This is a genomic window from Micromonospora arida (genome assembly GCF_003857035.1).
Lineage (GTDB): Bacteria > Actinomycetota > Actinomycetes > Mycobacteriales > Micromonosporaceae > Micromonospora > Micromonospora arida.
This window is the reverse complement of the sequence record NZ_QGSY01000299.1, coordinates 16,285-41,090: the sequence shown is the minus strand read 5'-3', so window position 1 is coordinate 41,090 and position 24,806 is coordinate 16,285. Positions and strand designations below refer to the sequence as shown.

General features: G+C 70.1%; 21 protein-coding genes. 16 read left to right on the top strand and 5 right to left on the bottom strand.

Going from position 1 to position 24,806, the window contains the following annotated elements:
- From DLJ58_RS30095 to DLJ58_RS30085, 3 genes are all read left to right on the top strand, one after another.
- Nucleotides 1-897: IucA/IucC family C-terminal-domain containing protein (locus DLJ58_RS30095; protein ID WP_279635923.1), on the top strand; the 897-nt coding region annotated here is incomplete at its 5' end.
- The gene (locus tag DLJ58_RS30090) at nucleotides 894-2,039 is read left to right on the top strand and encodes an alanine racemase (RefSeq protein WP_124861485.1); all 1,146 of its coding nucleotides are present in this window, start codon (nucleotides 894-896) and stop codon (nucleotides 2,037-2,039) included. The genes DLJ58_RS30095 and DLJ58_RS30090, both read left to right, overlap by 4 nt.
- A gap of 211 nt (nucleotides 2,040-2,250) precedes the next feature.
- Nucleotides 2,251-3,540 carry a CE1 family esterase gene (locus DLJ58_RS30085; protein ID WP_124861482.1) on the top strand — a complete coding sequence of 430 codons (1,290 nt, stop codon included), beginning with the start codon at nucleotides 2,251-2,253 and terminating at the stop codon, nucleotides 3,538-3,540.
- A gap of 99 nt (nucleotides 3,541-3,639) precedes the next feature.
- On the opposite strand, the gene DLJ58_RS30080 is transcribed toward DLJ58_RS30085, so the two are convergent.
- The gene (locus DLJ58_RS30080) at nucleotides 3,640-4,074 is read right to left on the bottom strand and encodes an SRPBCC family protein (RefSeq protein ID WP_124861479.1); all 435 of its coding nucleotides are present in this window, start codon (nucleotides 4,072-4,074) and stop codon (nucleotides 3,640-3,642) included.
- A 19-nt stretch (nucleotides 4,075-4,093) separates the two neighbouring features.
- Entirely contained in the window at nucleotides 4,094-5,557 is a 1,464-nt protein-coding gene (locus tag DLJ58_RS30075; RefSeq protein ID WP_124861476.1) for a multicopper oxidase family protein, read from the bottom strand.
- A gap of 332 nt (nucleotides 5,558-5,889) precedes the next feature.
- On the opposite strand from DLJ58_RS30075, the gene DLJ58_RS30070 reads away from it, so the two are divergent.
- From DLJ58_RS30070 to DLJ58_RS30060, 3 genes are all read left to right on the top strand, one after another.
- Nucleotides 5,890-6,966: a sensor histidine kinase gene (locus DLJ58_RS30070; RefSeq protein ID WP_124861473.1), complete on the top strand. Its 1,077-nt coding sequence runs from the start codon at nucleotides 5,890-5,892 to the stop codon at nucleotides 6,964-6,966.
- Nucleotides 6,963-7,640: a response regulator gene (locus DLJ58_RS30065; protein WP_244166046.1), complete on the top strand. Its 678-nt coding sequence runs from the start codon at nucleotides 6,963-6,965 to the stop codon at nucleotides 7,638-7,640. Before DLJ58_RS30070 ends, DLJ58_RS30065 begins: the two co-directional genes overlap by 4 nt.
- Nucleotides 7,641-7,705: 65 nt before the next feature.
- Nucleotides 7,706-8,272: a PadR family transcriptional regulator gene (locus tag DLJ58_RS30060; protein ID WP_112581719.1), complete on the top strand. Its 567-nt coding sequence runs from the start codon at nucleotides 7,706-7,708 to the stop codon at nucleotides 8,270-8,272.
- 52 nt (nucleotides 8,273-8,324) lie between these two features.
- Here the strand turns inward: DLJ58_RS30060 and DLJ58_RS30055 are convergent, their stop codons facing one another.
- Together DLJ58_RS30055 and DLJ58_RS30050 are read right to left on the bottom strand one after the other, a co-directional pair.
- The gene (locus DLJ58_RS30055) at nucleotides 8,325-10,022 is read right to left on the bottom strand and encodes an MFS transporter (protein ID WP_124861470.1); all 1,698 of its coding nucleotides are present in this window, start codon (nucleotides 10,020-10,022) and stop codon (nucleotides 8,325-8,327) included.
- Nucleotides 10,023-10,184: 162 nt separating this feature from the next.
- Complete coding sequence (locus DLJ58_RS30050; protein WP_158629642.1) at nucleotides 10,185-11,723, bottom strand: aminotransferase class III-fold pyridoxal phosphate-dependent enzyme; 1,539 nt, start codon at nucleotides 11,721-11,723, stop codon at nucleotides 10,185-10,187.
- A 127-nt stretch (nucleotides 11,724-11,850) separates the two neighbouring features.
- On the opposite strand from DLJ58_RS30050, the gene DLJ58_RS30045 reads away from it, so the two are divergent.
- The 6 genes from DLJ58_RS30045 to DLJ58_RS30020 all read left to right on the top strand — a co-directional run bounded on the left by DLJ58_RS30045 (nucleotide 11,851) and on the right by DLJ58_RS30020 (nucleotide 18,951).
- On the top strand, nucleotides 11,851-12,876 hold the full coding sequence (locus DLJ58_RS30045) for a methyltransferase (protein ID WP_112603705.1): 1,026 nt from the start codon (nucleotides 11,851-11,853) through the stop codon (nucleotides 12,874-12,876).
- A gap of 82 nt (nucleotides 12,877-12,958) precedes the next feature.
- Entirely contained in the window at nucleotides 12,959-14,077 is a 1,119-nt protein-coding gene (locus DLJ58_RS30040) for a sensor histidine kinase (protein WP_124861464.1), read from the top strand.
- Nucleotides 14,074-14,733: a response regulator gene (locus DLJ58_RS30035; RefSeq protein WP_124861460.1), complete on the top strand. Its 660-nt coding sequence runs from the start codon at nucleotides 14,074-14,076 to the stop codon at nucleotides 14,731-14,733. The genes DLJ58_RS30040 and DLJ58_RS30035 overlap by 4 nt, the downstream gene beginning before the upstream one ends.
- A 105-nt stretch (nucleotides 14,734-14,838) precedes the next feature.
- Nucleotides 14,839-16,914 carry a multicopper oxidase family protein gene (locus tag DLJ58_RS30030; protein ID WP_158629641.1) on the top strand — a complete coding sequence of 692 codons (2,076 nt, stop codon included), beginning with the start codon at nucleotides 14,839-14,841 and terminating at the stop codon, nucleotides 16,912-16,914.
- A gap of 88 nt (nucleotides 16,915-17,002) precedes the next feature.
- Nucleotides 17,003-18,124 (top strand): ScyD/ScyE family protein, encoded by a 1,122-nt coding sequence (locus tag DLJ58_RS30025; RefSeq protein ID WP_124861454.1) that lies wholly within the window; start codon nucleotides 17,003-17,005, stop codon nucleotides 18,122-18,124.
- A 128-nt stretch (nucleotides 18,125-18,252) separates the two neighbouring features.
- A complete protein-coding gene (locus DLJ58_RS30020; protein ID WP_244219192.1) occupies nucleotides 18,253-18,951 on the top strand; it encodes a response regulator in 699 nt (232 codons plus the stop codon).
- Between the two features lie 16 nt (nucleotides 18,952-18,967).
- Here DLJ58_RS30020 and metK read toward each other — a convergent pair whose 3' ends face one another.
- The gene (gene metK, locus DLJ58_RS30015) at nucleotides 18,968-20,155 is read right to left on the bottom strand and encodes a methionine adenosyltransferase (RefSeq protein WP_091394940.1); all 1,188 of its coding nucleotides are present in this window, start codon (nucleotides 20,153-20,155) and stop codon (nucleotides 18,968-18,970) included.
- Nucleotides 20,156-20,386: 231 nt separating this feature from the next.
- On the opposite strand from metK, the gene DLJ58_RS30010 reads away from it, so the two are divergent.
- The 4 genes from DLJ58_RS30010 (at nucleotide 20,387) to DLJ58_RS29995 (ending at nucleotide 24,791) form a co-directional block, all read left to right on the top strand.
- A complete protein-coding gene (locus DLJ58_RS30010; RefSeq protein WP_091397314.1) occupies nucleotides 20,387-21,175 on the top strand; it encodes an AfsR/SARP family transcriptional regulator in 789 nt (262 codons plus the stop codon).
- A gap of 81 nt (nucleotides 21,176-21,256) precedes the next feature.
- Nucleotides 21,257-22,519: a beta-ketoacyl-[acyl-carrier-protein] synthase family protein gene (locus tag DLJ58_RS30005; RefSeq protein ID WP_124861448.1), complete on the top strand. Its 1,263-nt coding sequence runs from the start codon at nucleotides 21,257-21,259 to the stop codon at nucleotides 22,517-22,519.
- The gene (locus DLJ58_RS30000) at nucleotides 22,516-23,736 is read left to right on the top strand and encodes a ketosynthase chain-length factor (RefSeq protein WP_124861445.1); all 1,221 of its coding nucleotides are present in this window, start codon (nucleotides 22,516-22,518) and stop codon (nucleotides 23,734-23,736) included. Before DLJ58_RS30005 ends, DLJ58_RS30000 begins: the two co-directional genes overlap by 4 nt.
- The gene (locus DLJ58_RS29995; protein ID WP_124861442.1) at nucleotides 23,733-24,791 is read left to right on the top strand and encodes a methyltransferase; all 1,059 of its coding nucleotides are present in this window, start codon (nucleotides 23,733-23,735) and stop codon (nucleotides 24,789-24,791) included. Before DLJ58_RS30000 ends, DLJ58_RS29995 begins: the two co-directional genes overlap by 4 nt.
- Nucleotides 24,792-24,806 lie beyond the last annotated feature (15 nt).

The following is a 24,806-nucleotide window of genomic DNA, read 5'->3' as shown; positions in this document are numbered from 1 at the left end:
CCCACCCACCCACGGCTGCGCGACCTGGGTGCGGCCGGCGTGCCGGTACGACCCACGGCGAGCGTCCGTACCCTCTACGCCCCCGAGGCCGACCTGTTCGTGAAGACCAGCCTGCACGTGCGGATCACCAACTGCCTGCGCAAGAACGCCCGCTACGAACTCACCGGCGCGGTGGCGCTGACCGACCTGCTGGCCCGGGTGCCGCTGCCGGACGGGGTGGGGCTGCTCGGCGAGCCCGCCTACCGCACGGTCGACGTCCCCGGCCCGGACGAGGCGTACGGAACGATCCTGCGCGGCGGTCTGCGCCCGCACCTGCGTCCCGGCGACACACCGGTGCTGGCGGCGGCCCTGGCCGCAACGCCGCTGGTGACACCGGATCCGGTGGCCTGGTGGCGCGCGTACGTCGGCCTGCTGGTGCCGGCGGTGCTGCGCAGCTGGCTCAGCCACGGTGTCGTGCACGAGGCGCACCTGCAGAACGTGGTCGTCGTGCTCGACCGGGATCGCCGTCCGGTACGCATGCTGCTGCGCGACCTGGAGGGGGTGAAGCTGGACGCCGATCGGTGGAGCACCTGGCCGGACGGCGTCCCGGCGCAGGTCCGCTACGGTCCCCGGGCCGCCCACCGCCGGATCGTCTACTGCCTGTTCGTCAACCATCTCGGTGGGATCAGCGGGGCCCTCGCCGACGCCCGGCCGGGAATCGAACGGCGGCTGTGGCAGGACCTGCGCGCCGTCGTCGAGGCGGTGGCCGCCGACCTCGGTGAGCCGGCGGAGCTGCGCGCGCTGCTGACCGGGGAGCCGTTGCTGGCCAAGGCGAACCTGCTGGTCCGGTGGCGGCGTGACGCCGACCGGGCCGCACCGTTCGTGCCGGTGCCGAACCCGATGGGTGGGCCACGATGACCCGACCGGTCTACGTCCACGACCTCGACGCGCTGGCCGGGCAGGCTCGAGCCATCCGGGCGGCGCTGCCCCGGCCGGTCGAGCTGCTCTACGCGGTCAAGGCCAACCCGGATGCCGGTGTGCTGCGAACCCTCGCCCCGATCGTCGACGGGTTCGAGGCTGCCAGCCGGGGTGAGCTGCGCAGGCTGGCCGAGGTCCTGCCGGGACGGGCGCCGGCCGCGTACGCCGGGCCGGGAAAGACCGATGAGGACCTCGCCGCCGCTCTCGCCGCCGGGGTGCACCGCATCCACGTCGAGTCGCCCAGCGAACTGGCGCGGCTCGGCGCGCTGGCGACCGCGGCGGGCCGGTCGGCCCAGGTGCTGCTGCGGGTGAACCTGCCGGTCGACGCGCCGGGCGCGAGCCTGGTCATGGGCGGTGGGCCCAGCCCGTTCGGCATGGACCCGGCCGACGCGATCACCTGCGCCCGGCGTCCGCCGGCCGGCATCGACGTACGCGGAATCCACGCCCACCTGGCCAGCGGACTGGACGCACCGCTCGCCGCGACCGTCGCCGCCGCCGTGGTCGGCTGGGCTGCGGCCGAGGTCGACGCGGCCGAGGTCGACGTCGGCGGCGGCATGACCGTCGACTACGCCGACCCGGACGCGCGGTTCGACTGGGAGGGCTACGGCCGGGCCCTGGCGGACGTCCTCGACAGGCACCCGGGTGTGCGGCTGCGCATCGAGCCGGGCCGGTCGGTCACCGCCTACTGCGGGGCGTACCTCACCGAGGTCGTCGACGTGAAGCGCTCCTACGGCGAGTGGTTCGTGGTGGTGGCCGGCGGGACGCACCACCTGCGGACTCCCGCGGCGAAGGGGCACGCGCAGCCGTTCACCGTGCACCCGCGACACGGTGCCGGCGGCCCCCGCACCGACGGCGGGCCGGTCACCGTGGTCGGGCAACTCTGCACCCCGAAGGACGTGCTGTCCCGCTCGGCCACCGCGGGGCCGATCGGCGTGGGCGACGTGCTGGCCTTCACCATGGCCGGGGCGTACGCCTGGAACATCAGCCACCGTGACTTCCTGCTGCACGAGCCCCCGCACTTCCGCACCGGTGACCTGCACAAAGTGGCCGCCGAGTGGGCGGCCCGACCGCTCGGGACGTGAGCCGGAGAGGCCGGATCGACTCGGCATGTTATCGATAACATGCTATCTTCTCCCCGGGAGTGAAGGGCACGCTCCCGGTCACCCGAGCCAGCCGGCGAAGACGCGCCGAGGGGCCAACCCCTCCCGCCGCCTTCGCGGTCGGTGACCAGTCCGGGCCCCCGTCGATGCCAGGCGACCATGGTTGGTCGCCGAACGGCAAGGAGCCCCAGCAATGCTGAGACGTAGGTTCTTCCTCCCATCCATCGCGGCCGCGGCGCTTCTCCTCGCGGCCACCACCGGCGGCGTGTTGAGCGGCGGCCTCGGTGCGACGGCGGTGGCCGCCACCAACGGCACCCTCGCGGCGACCGCCGGCTGTGGCAAGGCCCCCACACTCGCCAGCGGGACGCGGACGATTCAGAGCAGCGGCCAGAGTCGTACGTACAACCTGCGGATCCCGGACGGGTACGACCGGAACCGCCCCTACCGGCTGATTTTCGGCTTCCACTGGTTGAACGGCTCGGCCAACAATGTCACCTCGGCCGGTTACTACGGGCTCCAGCCGCTGTCGAACAACAGCACGATCTTCGTTGCTCCGCAGGGTCTCAACGCCGGCTGGGCCAACACCAACGGTCGGGACCTGACCCTCTTCGACGACATCTCAGGGCAGATCGAGAACGACCTGTGCGTGGACACCACGCAGCGCTTCGCACTGGGCTGGAGCTACGGCGGGGCGATGAGCTACGCGGTGGCCTGTGCCCGGCCCACGGTCATCCGCGCGGTCACCGTCATCTCCGGTGCGAACCTCAGCGGATGCAACGGGGGCACGCAGCCGGTCGCCTACTTCGGCATCCACGGCATCTACGACAGCGTGCTGAACATTTCCCAGGGTCGGCAACTGCGCGACACGTTCGTGCGAAACAACGGCTGCACCGCGCAGAGCCCGCGTGAGCCGAGCCGGGGCAGCCTCACCCACATCACCACCGCCTACTCGGGTTGCCGGGCCGGCTACCCGGTGCAGTGGGCGGCGTTCGACGGGGACCACACCCCCAGTCCGGTGGACGGGTCGGGCAGCCCCAACGACTCGCGGACCTGGACCTCGGCCGAGATCTGGAGGTTCTTCAGCCAGTTCGAGTCGACCACGCCTCCGACGACCCCACCGCCGACCGACCCGCCGCCCACCGACCCGCCGCCGACCACCCCGCCGCCGACCGGGGAGCCCGGCACCTGCGCTGCCACCTACCGGACGATCAACACCTGGCCCGGCGGCTTCCAGGCTGAGGTGACAGTGGCCAACAACTCCACCGCGCCGCTGAACGGCTGGACGGTGGGCCTGACCCTGGCCAGTGGTCAGGCCATCAGCAGTCTCTGGAGCGGCACCAACACGGGCACCACCGGCAGCGTCACCGTCAAGAACGCCGCCTACAACGGCACAGTTGGCCCGAGCGCCTCAACCACCTTCGGGTTCACCGCCACGGGCAACGGTGCCACCGCACCCAGCAACGTCACCTGCACCAGCCCCTGACCGGGGGCAGGATGAGGGCCCGGAGCCAACTGGCTCCGGGCCCGCGGGTGACATCCACTGGCGGCGGTTGCCGTCGGCGCCACCGGCTGCACGCTGCGCTCAGGCTTCGCTCTCGAGCAGGTTGCGAAGGGTGTCGAGGGCGGCGATCTCCTCCTCGAACGTCTTGCCGACGACCGGGCCGAGGAAGCGCGACAGCCCGCTCGGCTGCCACGCCAACTTCAGCGTGAGCCGGGTCCCGCCACCGTCGACCGGGGTGAGCGTGTATTCACCCTGGGTGCGTACGACGCTGCCGGTTGCCTGGAACGCCAGACGTCGACCCGGCTCGAACCCGGTCACCTCGTAATCGGCCGGGATGCGGCTCCCACCGGGGCCTTTGAGTCCCTGTTTGTAGCGAGCGCCGACCCCCTCGCCGGAGACGCGCGCGACGTCGAGCACGTTGGGACGCCAGCGCGCGTCGTTCTCGCCACGGGCGAGAAAGGCGAAGACGACCTCAGGAGTCCGTCCGATCTGCACAGTCTTCTCTGCCGAGGGCACAAGAAACCTTTCTCAGGGGTCAGGGAACGATCTTCATCTGTGCCATCATCCCACTCGCGGAATGGTCGATCATGTGGCAATGGTAGACATATCGGCCAAGATATGGCCCGAATGTCGCCTGGAGTCGGACCGTCTCGCCCGGCCCCACCGAGATGGTGTCCTTCACCCCGGCCTCGCCCGGCGCCGGCGGCTGACCGTTGCGGGCCAGCACCCGGAACTGGACCAGGTGGGGGTGGAAGTTGTGCGGGATGCCGAAGAGCGTGTCGCCGTTCGTCACCGTCCACACCTCGGTCGTGTTGCGTTTGATCTCGGTGTCGACCCGTTCGGCATCGAACTGCTGCCCGTTGATGAGGAACTGGCCGGTCGACGGGTTGAAGTTGAGCGTGAACGCCCGCTCCTTCGTGGCCGCCGGCAGCGCGGGGATGGTGCTCAACCGGTCGGGCACCCGGCTGGTGTCGGCGGCGGCCCGGTTGACGTCGAAGCGCAGCACCGGTCCGGCCACCGCGTCGTCGAGGAAGACCTGGCTGCCGACCGGGAACGCGCCGAAGTCGACGACGATCTCGACCCGCTCGCCGGGCGTCAGGCTCCACGAGCGGATCGGCGTCGGTCCGGCGAGCAGCCCGCCGTCACTCGCGATCTGGGCGACTTCGGCGTCGTTGCCGAGCCGCAGGGTGAACGTGCGGAGGTTGGACGCGTTGACGAAGCGCAGCCGGTACTTGCGGGCGGCCACCGGGAAGTAGGGCTGCGGCTTGCCGTTGACGAGGATGGTGTTGCGGAACTGGAAGTCGTCGTGTTCGAAGATCAGGCTCGCGTCGTCGGCGAACCGCGCGTCGCGCAACATGATCGGGATGTCGTAGTTGCCGGTGGGCAACCGAAGTTCGGCCTGGGCTGGGTCGTCGATCAGGAAGAAACCGGCGAGCCCGCGGAACACGTGCTCGGCCTCCATGTGATGGGCATGGTCGTGGTACCAGAGCGTGGCTGCCCGCTGCTTGTTGGGATAGCTGTAGATCCGGCTCTTTCCCGGGTCCAGCACGTCGGTCGGGAACCCGTCGCTGCTCGACGGCGTGTGACCTCCGTGCACGTGCACCGCGGTCGGCATGTCGAGGTGGTTGCTGTGGGCGATGACCGCGAGCCGGCCCGTCTTGACCCGGAACGTCGGGCCGGGAAAAAGCCCGTCATAGGTCAACACTTCGGTACGCGTCCCGGGCAGGATCTCCACTTGAGCCTTACGTGTGGAAACGACGTAGAAGTCGGTGTTGGCTACCGAGGCGATGGGCTTCTGCACGGGCGGTATCGGCATCCGGACAGCGAACGGGGCGGCGACGGCCGCGACGTGTGCCGTCTTCCCGTGGCCGGTGTGGGTGCCGTGGGCCGGTGTCGCGGACGGGGTGGAACCGCGGGCCGCTGCCGCCGCGGTGGTCGTGACCAGCGCGGCTGCTCCCGCGGTGGCACCGGCCTTCATGACGTTGCGTCTGCTCACCATTGGTCGCTCCACTCCTGGTGGTCGAGGTCTCGGGTGAACTGTCAGGGAGGTCCCTCGACGCGCCGTCGAAAACTGGTCGCGGCCAAATGTGGATTTCACCTTAAGTTTTGGTGTGACTACCAAAAGCTAAGCTTCGATGCTTCCAACGACGCACGGTGAGACCGTAGACTCGTGCGAGTAGTCGGCCGTGACAACTCGTAGAAGGCCGATCCGATCTGAGTGCTTTGTCGCCCACGACGGGGGGAGTCGGCGACACGGCGGGCAGCGGCGCTGGGGAGAGCCGTTCGTGCCCGCACCTGGGGAGCAATAGGGCACAGACCGGGGGATCCGCAATGGTTGTTGGAAACGATGCGCTGCGGAGGACCGCTGCCGAGGTTCTCGAACGCAGGCATCAACCGATTCTTGCCGCCTACCGTCAGCGTCTTGCCGCTGCGAGTGACGACTTCGAAGGGGCCGCTGACCTGGTCGACAACTACACCGCGCAGGCCGATGGCCTGCTCCGGGAGACGATGGCCGAGGTTCGTCGTGAGGCGACCGACCCGCTGTCGACACCGCCGCCGGCGCTGTCCACCGAGGACGTCGATCTTCACCCACGCGAGTGCTTTCGCGCGGTCGTCGCGCTGGCCGACATCGTGCTGGCCGACGCGCTGGAGCAGTTGGTCGGCCGGCCCGACCAGGGCGCGATCCTGGCGCTGGTCGCCGACGCGCTCACCCGTACGACACTGACCCGGCTGGTCGACGCGAGTTCGCGCTATGCCGCCGGCCTGATGAACGAGGTCCACCAGGCGCAGATCGCCGAGCGTTCGCTGATCGCCCGCGAGCTGCACGACCGGCTGGGCCACAGTCTCAGCGCGGCGTACCGCAACCTGGAGGCCCACGAGCTCGCCCAGGAACGACGCCACGACGACGTGGACCGTCGGGTGGTCATCGCCCGGGAGTCGCTCCACGACGCGGTCGGCTATCTGCGTGTGCTCATCGCCGACCTTCGGCTCTCTCAGCCGCTCGGGTCACTCGACGAGGCGCTGGCCAACTTCCTGTCGACGGTCGAGACGGGCGAGACGCGTCTGCACACCGAGATCAACGGCGACGAGTCGTGGGTGCCGCCCGAGGTGCTCGACGAGGTGTTCCTGGTCGTCCGCGAGGCGCTGCGCAACGCGGTGGCCCACGCCGGTGCTCGGGTGATCCATGCGGTCATCGACATCACCCCGCACGAACTGCGGGCGACCGTCACCGACGACGGGGTGGGCTTCGACCTCGCGACGGTGCGCGACGGCTCCGGCCTGCGCGCGATGGCTGAGCGCGCGGCCGTCGTCGGCGGTCGCCTCGCGGTGCGCGCGGCGGGCCACCAGGGCGCTTCGGTCGAGCTCGTCGTGCCGCTGCTCGCCGTCGGGGCGGGGGCCGGCCGGTGACCGTCACGATGATCGAGCCGACCCGCATCGTGCTGGTCGACGACCACGTCGTGGTGCGCGACGGCCTCCGGGAGATCCTCGACGCCCAGCGCGACCTCGTGGTCGTCGGCGAGGCCGGCGACAGCGGCGCCGCGATCAACGAGATCCGAATCCGCCAGCCCGACATCGTGCTGCTCGACGTGCAGATCCCCGGCGACGGGGTGACCACCACGGTCCGCCGGATCCGTGACGTCGCGCCGGCGAGCCGGGTCATCATCCTCAGCATGTTCGACGGCCCGACGCTGTTGCGTGAGTTGTTGACCCTTGGCATCTGCGGCTACCTGCTGAAGAACTCGACGCGCCAGGAGTTGGTGGCGGCGATCCGCAGCGCCCGCGCCGATGACGCGCCGGTGATGCTGGCGGTCTCGCGGGAGAGCTTGACCCAGGTGCAGGGGCCGGTGCACAGCACGCTGTCGGACCGTGAGCGCGAGGTCCTGCAGTTGGTCGGTCAGGCGATGAGCAACGCTCAGATCGCCGGTCGGCTCTGCCTGTCGGAGGCGACGGTCAAGCGCCACCTGCGCAACATCTTCGCCAAGCTCGGTGCGGTGTCCCGGATCGACGCGGTCAACAGGGCCATCGCGGCCTCTTTGATCGTCCTGCCGAGGCTCTGCGTCGACCCGACGTTCCACGGATAGCAGCCCGCTCAAGGATTGCTCTGGGTAACTTGCCCGCAAACGGGCACTCGTGTTGGACTAATGCCGTGAATAGCACTCGCCTGTTCGTGCTCGGAGCGCTCGCGCGCGGGGGCCCCATGCACGGGCACCAGATCCGCCGGGCGGCCCAGGTCGACCGTACCGAGCTGTGGAGCGACGTCAAGCCGGGGTCGCTCTACGGCGCGCTGCACCGAATGCAGGTCGAGGGCGTCATCGAGGCGGTCCGGACCGAGCAGGAGGGCAACCGGCCCGCCCGCACGATCTACGCGCTCACCTCGGCCGGCGCGGCCGAGCTGATCGACCACCGCGACGAGGCGCTGCGCGACACCAAGCTCCGTCACGACCCGGTCGACCTGGCCCTGCAGAACGTGATCGACCTCGGAGAGGACGCGCTGCGCGCGATCATCGTGGCGCGCCGGAAGGCCCTCGCCGAGCAGCTCGACTCGTGGCTCGCGCTCCGAGAGCTGGCGGCGCCGCACATCCGTGGTCTGGAATGGACGACCTTCCGTCATACCGAGCTCCGACTCCGTACCGAGCTCGCCTGGCACGACGAGCTGCTCGACCAGTTGCCCAAGCTGATGGCCAACCAACCGACCTCGATGACGACCTCGTGACGGTGCCAGCCCCGGCCCCGGCGGCATCTCCGGTGCCGGGGCTGGCGGCCTGTCACTGAGCGGGCTCAGTCTGGGTGGTCACGTTCCAGTCGGGCTTGCTCGCCTCGGCCCAGGGCTCTTCGGGCCGGCGGGGCAGCAGGTAGACCAGAAGGAACGTGAGGATCACGCCGACCAGGACGGCGCCGACGGTCCACTGGACCGCCCGGTTGAAGTTGATCTCCAGCGCCGACGTGGCCGCGCTGTCGAAGGCCGCGCCGACCGGACCAGGCGCCGAGTCCGCGCAGCCGGGCGGGGTGGCCGTCGGATCCGACGCGCGCGACTGGCGGATGAAACAGTCGGCGAAGGTGGTCGTCGCCGCGCTCGCCTCTGCCGGCGGCAGGCCCGCCGCCACGAGCGATGCCTGGAGCTCCGGGCTCGCCTTCTCCGCAGCCGTCCCCGAGTAGGAGCCGAGCGTTCCGAAGAGGACGACGCCGGCCACCGCGACGCCGATCGCCTGGCCGAGACGCTGGGCGGTGCCGAGCACACCGCTCGCCGCGCCCGCGTCCTGCCAGGGCACGCCGGCCAGCACGATCTCGACGCTCGGCGCGATCACCAGGCCGGAGCCGAAGCCGGCGAAGAGCAGGGCCGGCAGTAGCTCCAGGCCGGAGCCCCACCAGTGGATCGTGGCGATGATGCCCACCATGCCGACGATCACGATGCCCGCGCCGAGCATCAGGACGCCACGACCGAGCGCCCGGGCGACGTTGTCGGAGATGGCCGCGCCGACCAGTGTGCCGAACGAGAACGGCAGCAGGATCAGGCCCGTCGTCAGGGCGGACTTCTCCAGGCCGATCTGGAGGTGCAGCGAGAGCGCGAAGAGCAGGCCGATGAAGCCCGCGAAGTAGCAGAGGCTGATGCCGACGCCGGCGGAGAACGAGCGGTGCGCGAAGAGGCGCATGCTCACCAGCGGGACCTGGGCGCGTCGGGCGCGGCGCAACTCCCACACCGCGAAGACGGCCAGCGCGGGCAGCGCCGCTGCCATCGAGACGAACGTCCATGCCGGCCAACCCAGGCGCTGGCCCTCGACCAGGGGGACGGCCAGCAGCAGGACGGCGGCCGAGACGAGCAGCATGCCGATCACGTCGAGACCACCGCGGCGGCCTCGCGACTCGGGCACCAGGATCAGCGCGGCGACGAAAGTGGCCAGGCCGATCGGCACGTTGAGCAGGAACACCGGCCGCCAGTCCCAGCCGTTGAGGTCCCACGCGATCAGCAGGCCGCCGAGGAGCGGGCCGCTGGCGGTCGCGATGCCGCCGATCGCGCCGTAGATCCCGTACGCCTTGCCGGTCTCCTTCGCCGGGAACGTGGTCTGGATCAGCGCCAGCACCGGCGGGTTGAGGATGCCGGCCATCATGCCCTGCACCACCTGGAACGCGATCAGCTGGCCGGGTGTGGCCGCGAGGGCCGACGCCGCCGACGCGAGCGTGAACCCCGCGACGCCGATGAGGAACAGCTTGCGGTGGCCGAAGCGGTCGCCGATCCGGCCGGCGGGGATGAGCAACAGGCCGTAGCCGAGCGCGTAGCCGGCGATGACCCACTCCATGGCCGTGTAGGTCGACCGCAGGTCGCGCTGGATCGGCGCGACCGCAACATTGACGATCGTCGTGGCCAGCAGAATCATGAATGCCCCGGCCAGAATGACGGCCAGGATCAGCCATCGGCGCGGATTGGGTGGGGCGGCGCTGCGTTCGTCGGTCCAGCTCTCCGTCATCGCGTTCCTCCTGAAGTCGGACGGGGGTCGACAGCGGACCCACCCTTCGACTACACGCCGTCGCGTACGATTAGTCAAGTACGGCTATTTGCGTATGACCTGTACGGCACATGAGGAGGGCCCGGGTCAGGAACTGACCCGGGCCCGGTGACGCAGAGATGGCTACGACCAGTCGGAGGAACCCGAACCCCACTCGGAGGAGCCGGAGCCCCACGCGGACGTCGCCAGCCACGCCAGGTCGAAGGGGAAGTCGTTGGCGCGAAGCTCCAGCGTGCTCTCCAGTACGGCGTCGGTCAGTCGGTCGACGTCGGCGTCGCTGTGAGCGCCGCCGGCGAAGAACATCGGCATGCCGAGCGTGTAGATGCCGCGCTTGCGCAGCAGCAGGGTGAGGATGAACGTCGCCGGGTTGAGTGCCCGCGAGTAGACCCGGTAGTCGGTGTAGGAGTCTTCCGGCAGGAACTGGAAGCACCCGATGTAGTCGCCGAACCCCACCATGCGAAGCGGGATCCCCTCGGCCGCCCGGAACGCGGCCAGCCGCGCCTGGACCCGGTCGACCTTGGCCCGCAGTTCGGTGTAGTAGGCGGGCCCCTTGTCGCGAAGCAGTTGGAGCGTGGCCAGCGACGCCGCCACCGACAGGTAGTTGCCGGTGTGGCTGCCCTGCAGGCCGGTCTTCTGGCCGAAGTCGGTCCAGGACTGCCCACTGGTCTGCGAGATGTCGAGGATGTCGGCCCGACCGCCGATCGCCGACAGCGGCAGCCCGAGCCCGCTGATCACCTTGCCGTAGGTGACGAGGTCGGTGGGGATGTCGAACTTCTGCGCGGCGCCGCCGAGCCCTGAACGGAAGCCCGTCAGCACCTCGTCGAGGATGAACGGCACCCCGAGTCGCCGGGCGGCCACCGCCACCTCGCGGATCATCGGGATCGTCGTCTCCTCGAACGGGAACGACGAAGCGGCCGGCTCGGCCAGGATGCAGGCCAACTCGCCCGCGTGGCGCTCGATCAACTCGACCGCGAGCGCTGTGTCGTTGGGCAGGATCAGCAGGTCGCGCGGTTCGGCCGGGGTGACGCCGGCGAACGCCGAGACCAGCGGAATGCCGTCCTTGCCGATCTCCGGGAACGGCACCGCGGGATGCCCGTGATACCAGGGCGCCGTGTTGTGGACGGCCAGGTCGTGGGACCCGTGCAGGGTGCCCTCGAACTTGGCGACCATCCGCCGTCCGGTGTGCGCACGGCAGAGCCGGATCGCCGACTGGGTGGCGCCCGTACCCGAGTGTTGGAAGGCGAACTTCTCGTTGTGCGGGAGGATCTCCCTCAGCAGCGTCGCCAGCTCCAGCTCCAACGCGTTGGTGTAGCCGTTGCCGGTGCCCTTGCCGAGGTGCTCGCGGACGAAGTCGACGACCGGTGCCGGGTTGTGCCCGTGCAGCGCCTGAGCGCCGTATCCCATGTGGCAGTCGAGGTAGTCGTTGCCGTCGATGTCGGTCAACGTCGATCCGCTCGCGGTGGCCGCGATGACCGGAAACGGCGGTGCCTGGAACGGCCAGAACACGTGCGCGGCGGAATCGACCGCCCTCAGTTTCTCGACGTGCGCGGCCGAGGCACCCTGGCGCGCGCCGATCTCGCCGAACAGCTCGTAGACCCACTTCTGCTGCATGAGGTCCTGAATGACCTCGATCGCTCCGCGCTCCTGGTGGCTGGCGCCCATCGTGTCCCCTTCGCATGGCGGCCGTGACAGGCGCAGCCTGCGCCCGCCCACTCGAACCCGGCTGGAGAACCGGTCGATCGACGCGGCTTCGAGCCGGTCTCGAGCGCCGTCGTCGAAGCTCGCCGCCATGACGGAAAATCGGGTCAATCTCTACTCGCTGACCGACACGATCACGCCGTGGGCAGTGCGAGCCGCGGCGACGCTCGGCCTCGCCGACCTGATCGCCGCGGGCACCACCACGCTCGACGAGCTCGCCGCGGCGACGAAGGCCAATCCCGACGCGCTGCACCGGCTGCTGCGCTACCTCTCGGTCCGCGGCGTCTTCAAGGAGACCGAGCCGCGGGTGTACGCCCTGACGGAAGCCGCCGAGTTCCTCAAGACCGACCACCCCGCCGCCCAACGTCCCTGGCTCGACGTCGACTCGATGGCCGGCCGGATCGAGGGCACGTTCAGCTCGCTGACCCACTCGATCCGCACCGGCGACGCCGCGTACCCCGTGCGCTACGGCATCGAGTTCTGGGACGACCTGGCCACCAACCCCGACCGGGCCACGTCGTTCGGCGCGCTGATGGCCACCCACGCGAGCTACTTCGACCAGGTCGTCCAGGGCTACGACTGGAGCACCGTCAACCACGTCGTCGACGTCGGCGGCGGCACCGGTGCCCTGCTCACCGAGATCCTCAAGGCCCAGCCGCACCTGCGCGGCACCGTGGTCGACCTGCCGGGCGTCGTCGAGCAGGGCCGGGCCCGGTTCGAGGCGGCGGGCATCGCCGACCGCGCCGAGGTCGTCAGCGGGAGCATCTTCGACCCGCTCCCGGCCGGCGCCGACGTCTACATCCTCTCGAACGTTCTGCACGACTGGAACGACAGCGCCGCCGAGAAGATCCTCCAGCGGGCGGCGGACGCGATCGGCACGACCGGAAAGGTGCTGATCGTGCAGATCCTCGTGAAGGACGAGAACGACAACTTCCCCGACGACCCGGCCCGGCTGATGTTCATCACCCAGATGGACCTGCGCCTCCTCTCGCTCATGGCGGGCAAGGCGAGGACCTGGCGCGAGTACGCCGAACTGGGCGAGAAGGCCGGGCTCCAGGTGGCGGGCAGCACGGTGATCCCCACCGGGCAGACCCTGCTCTCGCTCCGCCGCGGCTGAGCCGACGGGCCCCTTGCCGACGGTTTCCGGTTGGGAAGGGGCCCTCGCTAACGGACCGTGCGCGCGTCGTACCGTTGCGGACATGAACCCGGCCATCCGACGAATCGCGATCGATGCCCTCATCGCGATCGTCGTCGCGGCCGTGGTGGCGGTGGCGATCCGGGTCGCCGACGAGCCCGGCGCCCGGCCGCCGGACGCGCGCGCCTACGCGATCGGCGCGGTGATCGGGCTGCTGCTGGTCTTCCGGCGCCGCTGGCCGCTGCTGGTGCTGGTCGGCTCGGTCACCGCGCTGATGATCTACTACGCGCTCGAGTACCCGGGCATCCCGCCCGCCCTCCCGCTGGCCGCCGCGCTCTTCTCCGTGGCGGCCGCCGGCCGGTTCACCTGGGCGCTCATCGTCGCCGGGTTCTTCGTCGTCCTTGAGCTGATCATGCGGTACACGCTGCTCGGCGAGGGTTTCTTCCCTTCCCTCTCGGCCACCCTCGAAGAGGGCTCGCTGCTCGCGGCCGTGGTGCTGCTCGCCGAGACGATCCGCACCCGCCGGGTCCGGCTGGCCGAGGCACAGCAGCGCCTCGCCGTGATGCGCCAGGAGCGTCAACACGAGGTCGCCCAGGAGCGGCTCCGGATCGCCCGCGAGGTGCACGACGTACTCGGTCACACGATCGCCGCCATCAGTGTGCAGGCGAGCCTCGCCGACGACGTCTTCGACAGCAAGCCGGCCGAGGCGCGGGCCGCGCTGCGGAGCATCCGGGGCGCGGCACGCGACGCCATGCACGAGGTCCGCTCGGCGATCGGCATGCTCCGCGACGCCGGGGAGGTGCCCGATCTGGCCCGCGTCTTCGCGGTCGCCGAACAGGCCGGCGTGAAGGTGCGGTCGGGGATCGCCGGCACCCCGCGCCCGATCCCGCCGGAGGTGGCGCTCTCGGTCTATCGGATCGTGCAGGAGTCGATCACCAACACGGTCAAACACGCCGAGGCGACGACCGTCGACGTCACCATCGCCTACGCGGGCGACGCCGTCACGGTGGAGATCGTCGACGACGGTGTCGGGTCCGGGGCGAGCCAGCGTGGGCACGGGGTGGCCGGGATGCGGGAACGGGCCACGGCCGCCGGCGGGTCGCTCGAGGCCGGGCCCCGGCCGCAGGGCGCTGGGTTCCGAGTGGCCGCGCGGCTGCCGGTCGAGGTGGAGGAGACAGCGTGACGATCCGGATGGTGCTGGCGGACGACCAGACACTCGTGCGGGCCGGCTTCCGGGGCCTGCTCGACCACAGCGACGACCTGGAGGTGGTCGGTGAGGCATCCAACGGCGCCCAGGCTGTCGAGATGGTCGCCGCGACCCGGCCGGACATCGTGCTGATGGACGTGCGAATGCCGGTGCTCGACGGCGTGCGGGCCACGGCCGCGATCGTCGAGCGGTTCCCGGCCGTGCGGGTCATCGTCCTGACCACCTTCGAGCTCGACGAGTACGTCTTCGAGGCGCTGCGCGCCGGTGCGAGCGGGTTCCTGCTCAAGGACATCGAGCCCGACGAGCTGCGCCAGGCGGTACGGGTGGTGGCCGGCGGCGACATGTTGATCTCGCCGCGGGTGACGAGCCGGCTGGTGAGCGCATTCGTCAGCAAGGTCGCGCCGACGTCGGTCGACGGCGGCCGGCTGGCGGTGTTGACCGACCGTGAGCGCGAGGTGATGAGCCTGGTGGCCAGCGGGCTGACGAACGAGGAGATCGGGCGCCGGCTGTCGATGAGCCCGGCCACGGCCCGTACCCACGTCCACCGGGCCATGGTCAAGCTCCGCGTCCGCGACCGCGCGCAACTCGTCGTCCTCGCCTACCAGACGGGGCTCGTCGCGCCCGGTAGCTGACTACGGCACTTGTTTCGCAGGCGGTGCCGGCTACGGCGATCACCGTACGCACCGGCCGTTCCTCAACGGATGCCGTGGGGTGCGCATCCTTCGTATGTTGGCGTCATGTTTGAGGTCGGAGAGAACGCCGATGGGATCCTGGCCGGGGTCCTGTTCCTGATCTGGCTGTCCGCGGCAATACTCGCCACGCGGCTGGCCTGGCGGCCGACGCCCGAGGCGCTGCGCAAGAGCGCCCGTCGGCTGCTGCGTCTGCTCGTCGCCGCGCTGGTGGTGCTGGTCGTCAAGTGCGTCGCGATCGGGCTGATGCTCGCCGTCGACTGGATCTTTGCCGACAACCGCGTGATCGTGCAGATGCCGCTCCTGCTGCTGCCGATGCTGGCGGTCGTCATCTGGACCCTGCCGGGCCTGCGCGCCCTGGCCAACCGCGACGACGCACCGGTCGACGTCGAGACGCGCTCCGCCGCCGCCGATCCCCGATTCGTCGTGCCGGTCCAGGTGACGGCCGTGGCGACGGTCATTGGCGTCTACTTCGCGTACGTGTCCCGTCCGGTTCCGTCCTACCTCGACGACATCGCGACCCACGCCGCGCCGATCCTGCTGTCGGTGGTGGTGCTGTGGTTCTGGCAGGGGCGTCGCCGGCGGGCCGTCACCGCGACCGACTTCGCACGCCGGGGCCGGCGTGCCAGCGCCCTGCGCGCCACCGCACAGGCTGCCGTCGTGGTGCTGGTCGTCGCCGCCGGCATCACCTACGTGGCCCAGAGCAGCAGGCTGCCCGACCGCATGTCCATGACGTCCCACGACAACGTCGACTACGGCGGAGGCCCCTCGATCGGTCACGGTGGTCACGGCGGGACCTCGGTCGACGACCTGCGTGGGCCGCGGACCGGCAAGCCCAACAAGGCCTTCACGCTGACCGCGAAGAACGCAACGGTACGGCTCTCGTCGGGCACCGAGATCAAGGCGCTGACGTACAACGGACAGTCGCCCGGGCCGGAGCTGCGGGTCCGCGAGGGTGACCTCGTCGAGGTGACGCTGCACAACGAGATTCCCGACGAGAACGTGACCATCCACTGGCACGGCCTCGACGTCCCCAACGGTGAGGACGGCGTGGCCGGCGCGACGCAGAACGCGGTGGAGCCGGGCGGCAGCTTCACCTACCGGTTCATCGCCGAGCAGGTCGGCACGTTCTGGTACCACACCCACCAGAACCCGCTCGAGGCGATCCGGCGAGGTCTGTTCGGCGCGCTGATCGTCGAGCCGCGCGACGGCCCACCCCCCGGCGAGCGGGACTTCGTCGTGCAGGCCCACGAGTGGCGTACGCCGGACGACAACATCGTCTCGTTCGGCACCAGCGACACGCTGCAACGCCAGGAGGTCGACCCGGGCACGCCGGTGCGACTGCGTCTGATCAACACCGACAACAACCCGTCCACCGACAGTCGCCCGCGGGCTCTGACGGTCAACGGCACGCCGGTGCGGGTGGCGGCGATCGACGGGGTCGACGTCAACGGTCCGACCCCGCTGACCGACCCGCGGTTCGGGCTGGCGACCGGTGGACGCTACGACGTGACGTTCACGATGCCGGCGGGCCCGGTGCGCCTGACCGACCTCGCCAACCGCGACGGCGGACTGATCCTGGCGCCACCGGGTGACACCTCGACGCCGAAGATCGTCGACGACGGGGACCACTTCGACCCGCTCTCGTACGGCTCTGGCGGCTCCCGGCCGTTCGACGCCGGCTCGTCGTACGACCGCTCGTTCACCCAGCTCCTCGACGACCGGCTGTCCTTCTACAACGGTGGGCTCCACCTGGTGCCGATCATCAACGGGCACAGTTTCCCCAACACACCGACGCTCATGGTTCGGATGGACGACGTGGTCAAGGTGCGGATCGTCAACCGCAGCCACCAGAACCACCCGATGCATCTGCACGGCCATCACGCGTTGGTGCTCTCCCGCAACGGGGTCCGCGCGACCGGGTCACCGTGGTGGATCGACAGCCTCGACGTGATCCCCGGTGAGATCTACGAAATCGGCTTCAAGGCGGACAACCCGGGGCTCTGGATGGACCACTGCCACAACCTCGACCACGCGGCCAACGGCATGGTGATGCACCTCGCCTACGAGGGCGTGACATCCCCCTATGAGCTGGGGCGCGGCACCCCCAATCAGCCCGAGTAGGCGAGCCTGTCGAGCCTTCCTCCACCGGGCCTCGAGGCGACGACGGCAGCGTCGTTCGCATCCGAACCCCGCATGCTGAGGAGAACCCATGCTCGACGCGATGCGACGAACGTTGTCGCTGGCCGTGCCGCTGGTACTGGTGGCCGGCATTGCCGCGCCCGCCACTGCGGCCACCTCGACCACTGGGCGACTGACCGTCGTCGCCCGCAACCTCGACAACCCTCGCGGTGTCGCCATCGACCGGGCCGGCATCATCTACGTCGCCGAGGCCGGGCTCGGCGGCGACGACGTGTGCATCCCCGGCACGTTCGGCACCAACCTCTGCTACGGCTCGACCGGTGCGATCACGGCGGTCCGTCACGGCTGGCAGAAGCGAGTCGTGACGGGTCTGCCGTCGCTGCGGAGCACCGGCGGCGGCTTCTCCGTCTACGGCGCCCACGACCTGGCCTTCGACCGGCAGGGCAAGCTGCTGGTGGCGATGGGCTACAGCACCGACCCGGTCTCGCGCGACCTGCTCGGTGCGGCCGGGGCCACGATGGGGACAATCCTCCGGGTCGAGGGGAAGCGCCGCTGGTCGGTCGTCGGCGACCTCTCCGCCTACGAGGGGCAGAACAACCCCGACGGGGTCATTCCGGAGAGCCAGCCGTACGCCGTGGTCGCCGACGGACGTGACGTCTACGCGCTCGACGCGGCCGCCAACGACGTGCTCAAGATCGACCGCCGTGGCGTGGTCACGGCCGAACACGTGTGGCCACAGGAGCAGGTTCCTGCGCCGCCGGAGTGGGGCCTGCCGCCCGGCTCGACGACGCCGATCCAGTTCGTGCCGACCACCATCACCCGCGGGCCGGACGATGCCCTCTACATCGGACAGCTGACCGGGCACCCCTTCCCGAACGGCGGCGCCCGGGTGTGGCGGCTGGTGCCCGGGCAGGAGCCGACCATCTTCGCGACCGGCTTCACCAACATCATCGACATCGCGTTCGACAAGCGGGGTCGACTGGTCGTGCTGGAGATCGCGAAGAACGGGCTCAGCTCCGGGGACTCCACCGGTGCGTTGATCCGGGTGGAGCGCGACGGTAGCCACCGGGAGTTGGCGAGCGCCGGCCTGGACTCCCCGATGTCGTTCGCCATCGCTTCCGACGGCAGCTTCTACATCGCCAACAAGGGTCTCGGCATCGGCGAGTTGGTCCGTCTGTCCACACGAGACTGACAGAATCGCGCGGCGATCGTGGCGTTCTTCGTGTCGGGAGGACGCCACGATAGCTGTGGCGTCACACGCCCGCGATACGGTGCCAATCGTGTGCACGCTGCGGCGGGGGATGGGGTCTGGGGGTTAGGTTGACGCGGTCCGACGGCGGTTCTTCCGCCGGCGCCACCACCATCCTCATAGTCGACGACCACGCTCTCGTCCGCGAGGGCCTGCGCTGGGTGCTCGAGGTGCACACCGATCTCGACGTGGTCGACGAGGCGGGCGACTCGGCCACCGCGGTCGCCAAGGCGGCGTCGGAGCGTCCCGACGTGGTGTTGCTCGACGTCGAGATTCCCGGCGACGACCCGGTGGTCACGGTGCGCCGCATCCGTGAGGTGTCGCCCGACAGCGCAGTCGTCATCCTCAGCATGTATGACAGCCCTGACCTGCTGCGCCGTCTGATCGCCGCCGGGGTGCGCGCCTACCTGCTCAAGAGCGTGGGTCGTGAGGAGCTGGTCGCCGCGATCCGTAAGGCGCGCGACGGCAGCGGCTCGGTGCTTCTCTCGGTCTCCGGTCAGAGCCTGGTGCAGGTGCAGAACGCCGAGTCCGCCATTCTGTCCCCCGTCGAGCTGGAGATCCTGCAACTCGCGGCCGAGGCGATGACCAATGCCCAGATCGCACGGCGACTCGACCTGACCGAGGCCACTGTGAAGAGCCATTTGCGTCGCATCTTCGCGAAGCTCGGCGCGGTCTCCCGCATCGATGCGGTCAACAAGGCGGTGGCAGCGTCACTGGTGACGCTGCCACACGACCGGTTGGTGCCACGCCCGCGCCGCCCGCCGTTCTAGCGATCGGCGACGTTTTTCAACAAGCGGCCTTGAGGTCGGCGGCGCGATCCGTGCGCTCCCAGGTCAGGTCCGGGAGTTCACGGCCGAAGTGGCCGTAGGCGGCGGTCTGCTGGTAGATCGGACGCAGGAGGTCCAGGTCGCGGATGATCGCCGCCGGGCGCAGGTCGAAGACCTCGCCGATCGCCTTCTCGATCCGGTCGAGCGGCACCGTCTCCGTCCCGAACGTCTCCACGAACAGGCTCACCGGGTGGGCCTTGCCGATCGCGTAGGCCACCTGCGCCTCGCACCGCTCGGCCAGGCCCGCGGCGACCACGTTCTTCGCCACCCACCGCATCGCGTACGCGGCCGAGCGATCGACCTTCGACGGGTCCTTGCCCGAGAACGCGCCACCACCGTGCCGGGCGTACCCGCCGTAGGTGTCGACGATGATCTTCCGTCCGGTCAGGCCGGCGTCACCCATCGGGCCACCGATCTCGAACCGGCCAGTCGGGTTGACCAGCAGCCGGTAACCCTCGGTGTCGAGGTCGAGCGCCTCCAGCTCCGGCGTGATCACGTGGTCCCGGATGTCGGGGGCGAGCAGTTCGTCGAGGGAGATGTGGGCGGCGTGCTGCGTGGAGACCACGACGGTGTCGAGCCGGACCGGCCGTAGGCCGTCGTACTCGACGGTTACCTGGGTCTTGCCGTCCGGCCGCAGGTAGGGCACCGTGCCGTCCTTGCGGACGGCGGCCAGCCGACGGGCCAGCCGATGGGCCAGCGCGATCGGCAGCGGCATCAGCTCCGGCGTCTCCGAGCAGGCGAAGCCGAACATCATGCCCTGGTCTCCGGCGCCCTGGGCGTCGAGCCCACCGCCGGACGAACCGTCGCGCAGCTCGATCGCCGTGTCGACGCCCTGCGCGATGTCGGGCGACTGGGCGCCGATCGAGATGCTGACGCCGCAGGAGGCGCCGTCGAAGCCCTTCTTCGACGAGTCGTACCCGATGCCCAGGACCGTTTCCCGCACGATGCGCGGGATGTCGGCGTAGGCCTGTGTGGTGACCTCGCCCGCGACGTGGACCTGGCCGGTGGTGATCAGGCTTTCGACGGCGACCCGGCTGTGCGGGTCCTGCGCCAGTAACGCGTCGAGGATCCCGTCGCTGATCTGATCGGCGATCTTGTCGGGATGACCTTCGGTGACCGACTCGGAGGTGAAGAGGCGGCGCGACATGTGTGACTCCTAACCCGAGGGGCGTGGGGGCCCGGCGAGTCTTCCCGCCCCTGGTGGAGGTTGCCTGGAGGAAGCATCGAGCGATCGAAGGGGTATCCGCCGTACAACTTTCGACACGCATCGATCCTCGGAAGAACCCGCGATGTCGCTACCTGCGGTCGTTCCGACACGCCCCGCTCATCCATAGCTTGAGGTCGTCTCGACGAGTGCTATGGGGAATGGGGGACCACTGTGGTCAGGTACGAGATTCTCGGGTCGCTTGAAGTGATCCACGAGGGCCGGATCTGCACGCCGACGCCGCCGAAGGTGCGGACCGTGTTGGCGCTGCTGGTGATGCGGGCCAATCGGGTCGTTCTGGTCGACTCGATAATCCGGGAGCTGTGGGGTGACGATCCGGCGCGCAGCGCCGTCACCACCGTGCAGACCTACATCTACCACCTGCGCAAGCTCTTCGCGAAAGAGGGGATTGAGACCCCGGACCGGACCGTGCTGGAGAGCCGTGCCCGCGGCTACCTGCTCAGGGTGGAGCCGGGCCAGCTCGACGCCGAGGTGTTCGAGACGATGCTCGACCAGGGCCGCTCGCACATCGAGTCGGACCGGCCCGAGGAGGGCGCCGAGGTGCTCCGGCGGGCGCTGGCCATGTGGACGGGGCCGGTGGGTGCCAACGTGACCTTCGGGCCGGCGTTGGAGGCGCACGCGATCCACCTCCAGGAGCAGTGGATCCGTGCGCTGGAGCTGCGGATCCAGGCCGACATCACGCTCGGCCGTCACCGCGAGCTGATCGGCGAGCTGCGCTATCTCGTGGGCACGTACCCGCTCAACGAGTGGTTCCACCGCCAGCTCATCGTGGCGCTCAGCCGCTCGGGGCGCCGTGGCGAGGCGTTGCAGGCGTACCACCACCTGCGCCGGGTGCTCAGTGAGGAGTTGGGCCTGGACCCTTCGCCTGACCTCCAGCGGCTCCAGCGGGAGGTGTTGGCAGCCGGCGGGCCACTGCGCCCGGGGCTTGCCAGGGCCTCGTGACAGGCCCTCGACCGACGCTCCAGCGCCGTTCGACCGGCCGTCCCTAGCTTTCACACGGACATCGCGGCCAGGAGGTCTTCCATGACGAGCACATCCGACCGTCGGGTGGTCATCACCGGGATTGGCGTCATCGCCCCCGGTGGACTGGGCACCAAGGCGTTCTGGGAACTGTTGACCGCTGGCCGTACGGCCACCCGTACCCTGTCGTTCTTCGACGCCACCCCCTTCCGGTCGCGGGTGGCCGCGGAGGCGGACTTCGACCCGGTCGCCGAGGGTCTGTCGCCGCAGGAGGTCCGCCGGATGGACCGGGCGGCCCAGATGGCAGTGGTCTGCACCCGGGAGGCGCTGGCCGACAGCGGCTTCGAGGTCGTCGACCCGACCCGGGTCGGCGTCAGTGTCGGCACGGCGGTCGGGGCCACGATGAGCCTCGAAGAGGAGTACGTCGTGGTCAGCGACGGCGGCCGGAAATGGCTGACCGACCACCGGTACGCGACCCCGCACCTCTACGACTATCTGGTTCCGAGCTCGTTCGCCCGCGAGGTGGCGTGGTCGGTCGGGGCGGAAGGTCCGGCGACGGTGGTCTCCACCGGCTGCACGTCGGGCCTCGACTCGGTCGGCCACGCCCGGGAGCTGATCCGGGAGGGCTCGGCCGACGTGATGATCGCCGGCGCGACCGACGCCCCGATCTCGCCGATCACGGTGGCCTGCTTCGACGCGATCAAGGCGACCACGGCCCGCAACGACGACCCGACGCACGCCTCGCGGCCGTTCGACAACAGTCGCGACGGGTTCGTTCTCGGCGAGGGTTCGGCGATGTTCGTCCTCGAAGAGCTCGAGCACGCCCGCCGGCGAGGCGCGCAGATCTACGCCGAGCTGGTCGGGTTCGCCTCGCGCTCCAACGCGTTCCACATGACGGGCCTGCGGCCCGACGGGCGGGAGATGGCCGAGGCGATCCGGGTCGCGCTCGCCGACGCCCGGCTGCCCGGCGACGCCGTCGACTACATCAACGCCCACGGCTCGGGTACGAAGCAGAACGACAGGCACGAGACGGCGGCGTTCAAGCGGAGCCTCGGCGACCACGCGTACCGCACCCCGGTCAGCTCGATCAAGTCGATGATCGGCCACTCGCTCGGTGCCATCGGCTCGATCGAGATCGCGGCGTCGGCCCTGGCGATCAAGCACGGGGCGGTGCCGCCGACGGCCAACCTGCACGAACGCGACCCTGAGTGCGACCTCGACTACGTGCCGCTCACCGCCCGTGAGCAGCAGACCGACGTGGTGTTGAGCGTGGGCAGCGGGTTCGGTGGCTTCCAGAGCGCGATGCTCCTGGCGCGTGTGGCATGACCACTGTCGTCACAGGGGTCGGCGTGGCGGCGCCCAACGGGTTGGGCCGCGACGCCTTCTGGGCGGCCACCGTCGCCGGGGTGGGTGGCATCGGGCCGATCAGCCGTTTCGACCCCTCGGGTTACCCGGCCCAGTTGGCCGGCGAGGTGCCCGGATACGAGGCGGCCGATCACATCCCGAGCCGGCTGATGGCGCAGACCGACCACATGACCCGGATGTCGTTGACGGCGGCGCAGTGGGCGCTGGCCGATGCGTCGGTCGACCCGTCGGCGCTGCCCGAGTTCGGCATGGGTGTCGTCACGGCCAGCGCGTCGGGCGGCTTCGAGTTCGGCCACCGTGAGCTGGAGAAGCTCTGGAGCAAGGGCTCCGAGCACGTCAGCGCGTACCAGTCGTTCGCGTGGTTCTACGCTGTGAACACCGGCCAGATCTCGATCCGCCACGGGATGCGTGGGCCGACCGGGGTGCTCGTCACCGAGCAGGCGGGTGGGCTCGACGCGGTGGCGCAGGCCCGGCGCCAGGTGCGCAAGGGCGTGCAGCTCGTGATGAGCGGCGGTGTCGACGCGTCGCTCTGCCCGTGGGGCTGGACGGCCCAACTCGCCAACGGCCTCCTCAGTACGGGGCGCGATCCGGCCACGGCGTTCCTGCCGTTCGACGCCAACGCGTCGGGTTACGTGCCGGGCGAGGGCGGGGCGATCCTCGTGTTGGAGGACGAACACGCCGCTGCCCGGCGCGGGGCCGCCGTCTACGGGGTGATCGCCGGATACGGCGCGACGTTCGACCCCCGGCCCGGCTCCGGCCGCCCGCCGGGACTGCGTCGGGCGGCCGAGATGGCAGTGTCCGACGCCGGTCTCACACCGGCCGACATCGACGTCGTCTTCGCCGACGGCGCCGGTGTCGCGGAGCTCGACCGCGTCGAGGCCGAGGCGATCACGGCGGTCTTCGGCCCACGCGGTGTGCCGGTGACCGTGCCCAAGACGATGACCGGCCGGCTCTACTCGGGCGGGGCGGCGCTCGACCTCGTCTCCGCGCTGCTGTCGATCCGGCACGGCGTCATCCCGCCCACCACCAACATCCGTCAGCCGGTCGAGGGCCTGCACCTCGACCTGGTGCGCGACGTCGCGCGGGAGACACCCGTACGCGCGGCGCTCGTCCTCGCCAGGGGCTACGGCGGGTTCAACGCAGCCATGGTCGTGACCGACGAAAGGAATGGACGATGACCGACGCCAGCCTCGCCGCCGTCGCGAACTTCGACGAGCAGCAGGCACTTGACCTGCGTGAACGGCAGATCGCGGTGCTGGGAAGCGCCAAACAGATCGCGAACGTGATCTATGTGGTCACCGAGCTCGGCATCGCCGACCTGCTCGTCAACGGACCGGTGCCGGTCGCCCAACTGGCTGCGGAGACCGAGTCGCACGAGGACGCGCTACGGCGGATCCTGCGCGCGGCCTCCGCGGTCGGCATCTTCGACGAGCAGGAGGACGGGTCGTTCGCGCTGACCCCGCTCGGCGAGGGGCTGACGTCGGCCCGGATCGGCGGGCTGCGACCGATGGTTCAGTTCAGCGGCGCCGACTTCAACCGCCTCCCGTACGCGGAGATCCTGCACAGCGTCCGCACCGGCGAGCCGGCCTTCAACAAGGTCTTCGGCATGGGCTTCTACGACTACCTCCAGGCCCACCCGGAGGCCAACCGGTTCTTCGAGGGCTTCATGGCCCACTGGAGCCGGCGGCTCGCCGACCGGTTCGCGGCGGAGTTGGCGCCCGAGCGGTTCGGCCGGATCGCCGACATCGGCGGCAGCAACGGCTACTTCCTCGCCAAGATGCTCCAGCGTCACCCCGCGGGCACCGGTGTCCTCTTCGACCTGCCCGAGGTCGTGGCCGACGCCGAACCGCTGCTCAAGGAGCACGGTGTCACCGAGCGGGTCGAGGTGCGGGGCGGCGACTTCTTCACCGACGAGCTACCGGCGGGTGCCGACGCGTACATCCTGAAGTCGATCGTCCACAACTGGCCGGACGACACCTGCGTCAGGCTGCTCCGTCGGATCCGCGCGGCGATCGGCGACGCCGACTCCCGCCTCATCGCGATCGACCAGATCGTGCCGCCACGCAACCAGTGGGACCACGCCAAGATCATCGATATCGACATGCTGGTGCTCTTCGGCGGCAAGGAGCGCGACCTCCGGGAATGGCAGGCGCTGTTCACCGCGTCCGGTTTCGAGCTGGCCAACACCCCCGCGTCCCGCGGCTGGGCCCTGCTCGAAGCGCGTCCGATCTAGGAAAGGAAGCCCGCA

What these genes read in the sequence shown, in the direction of transcription:
- DLJ58_RS30075 (WP_124861476.1), bottom strand. Translation starts at nt 5,557, where the DNA reads ATGGTGAGCAGACGCAACGTCATGAAGGCCGGTGCCACCGCGGGAGCA.
- DLJ58_RS30090 (WP_124861485.1), top strand. Translation starts at nt 894, where the DNA reads ATGACCCGACCGGTCTACGTCCACGACCTCGACGCGCTGGCCGGGCAG.
- DLJ58_RS30070 (WP_124861473.1), top strand. Translation starts at nt 5,890, where the DNA reads ATGGTTGTTGGAAACGATGCGCTGCGGAGGACCGCTGCCGAGGTTCTC.
- DLJ58_RS30030 (WP_158629641.1), top strand. Translation starts at nt 14,839, where the DNA reads ATGTTTGAGGTCGGAGAGAACGCCGATGGGATCCTGGCCGGGGTCCTG.
- DLJ58_RS30000 (WP_124861445.1), top strand. Translation starts at nt 22,516, where the DNA reads ATGACCACTGTCGTCACAGGGGTCGGCGTGGCGGCGCCCAACGGGTTG.
- metK (WP_091394940.1), bottom strand. Translation starts at nt 20,155, where the DNA reads ATGTCGCGCCGCCTCTTCACCTCCGAGTCGGTCACCGAAGGTCATCCC.
- DLJ58_RS30055 (WP_124861470.1), bottom strand. Translation starts at nt 10,022, where the DNA reads ATGACGGAGAGCTGGACCGACGAACGCAGCGCCGCCCCACCCAATCCG.
- DLJ58_RS30005 (WP_124861448.1), top strand. Translation starts at nt 21,257, where the DNA reads ATGACGAGCACATCCGACCGTCGGGTGGTCATCACCGGGATTGGCGTC.
- DLJ58_RS30025 (WP_124861454.1), top strand. Translation starts at nt 17,003, where the DNA reads ATGCTCGACGCGATGCGACGAACGTTGTCGCTGGCCGTGCCGCTGGTA.
- DLJ58_RS30085 (WP_124861482.1), top strand. Translation starts at nt 2,251, where the DNA reads ATGCTGAGACGTAGGTTCTTCCTCCCATCCATCGCGGCCGCGGCGCTT.
- DLJ58_RS30045 (WP_112603705.1), top strand. Translation starts at nt 11,851, where the DNA reads ATGACGGAAAATCGGGTCAATCTCTACTCGCTGACCGACACGATCACG.
- DLJ58_RS29995 (WP_124861442.1), top strand. Translation starts at nt 23,733, where the DNA reads ATGACCGACGCCAGCCTCGCCGCCGTCGCGAACTTCGACGAGCAGCAG.
- DLJ58_RS30040 (WP_124861464.1), top strand. Translation starts at nt 12,959, where the DNA reads ATGAACCCGGCCATCCGACGAATCGCGATCGATGCCCTCATCGCGATC.
- DLJ58_RS30050 (WP_158629642.1), bottom strand. Translation starts at nt 11,723, where the DNA reads ATGGGCGCCAGCCACCAGGAGCGCGGAGCGATCGAGGTCATTCAGGAC.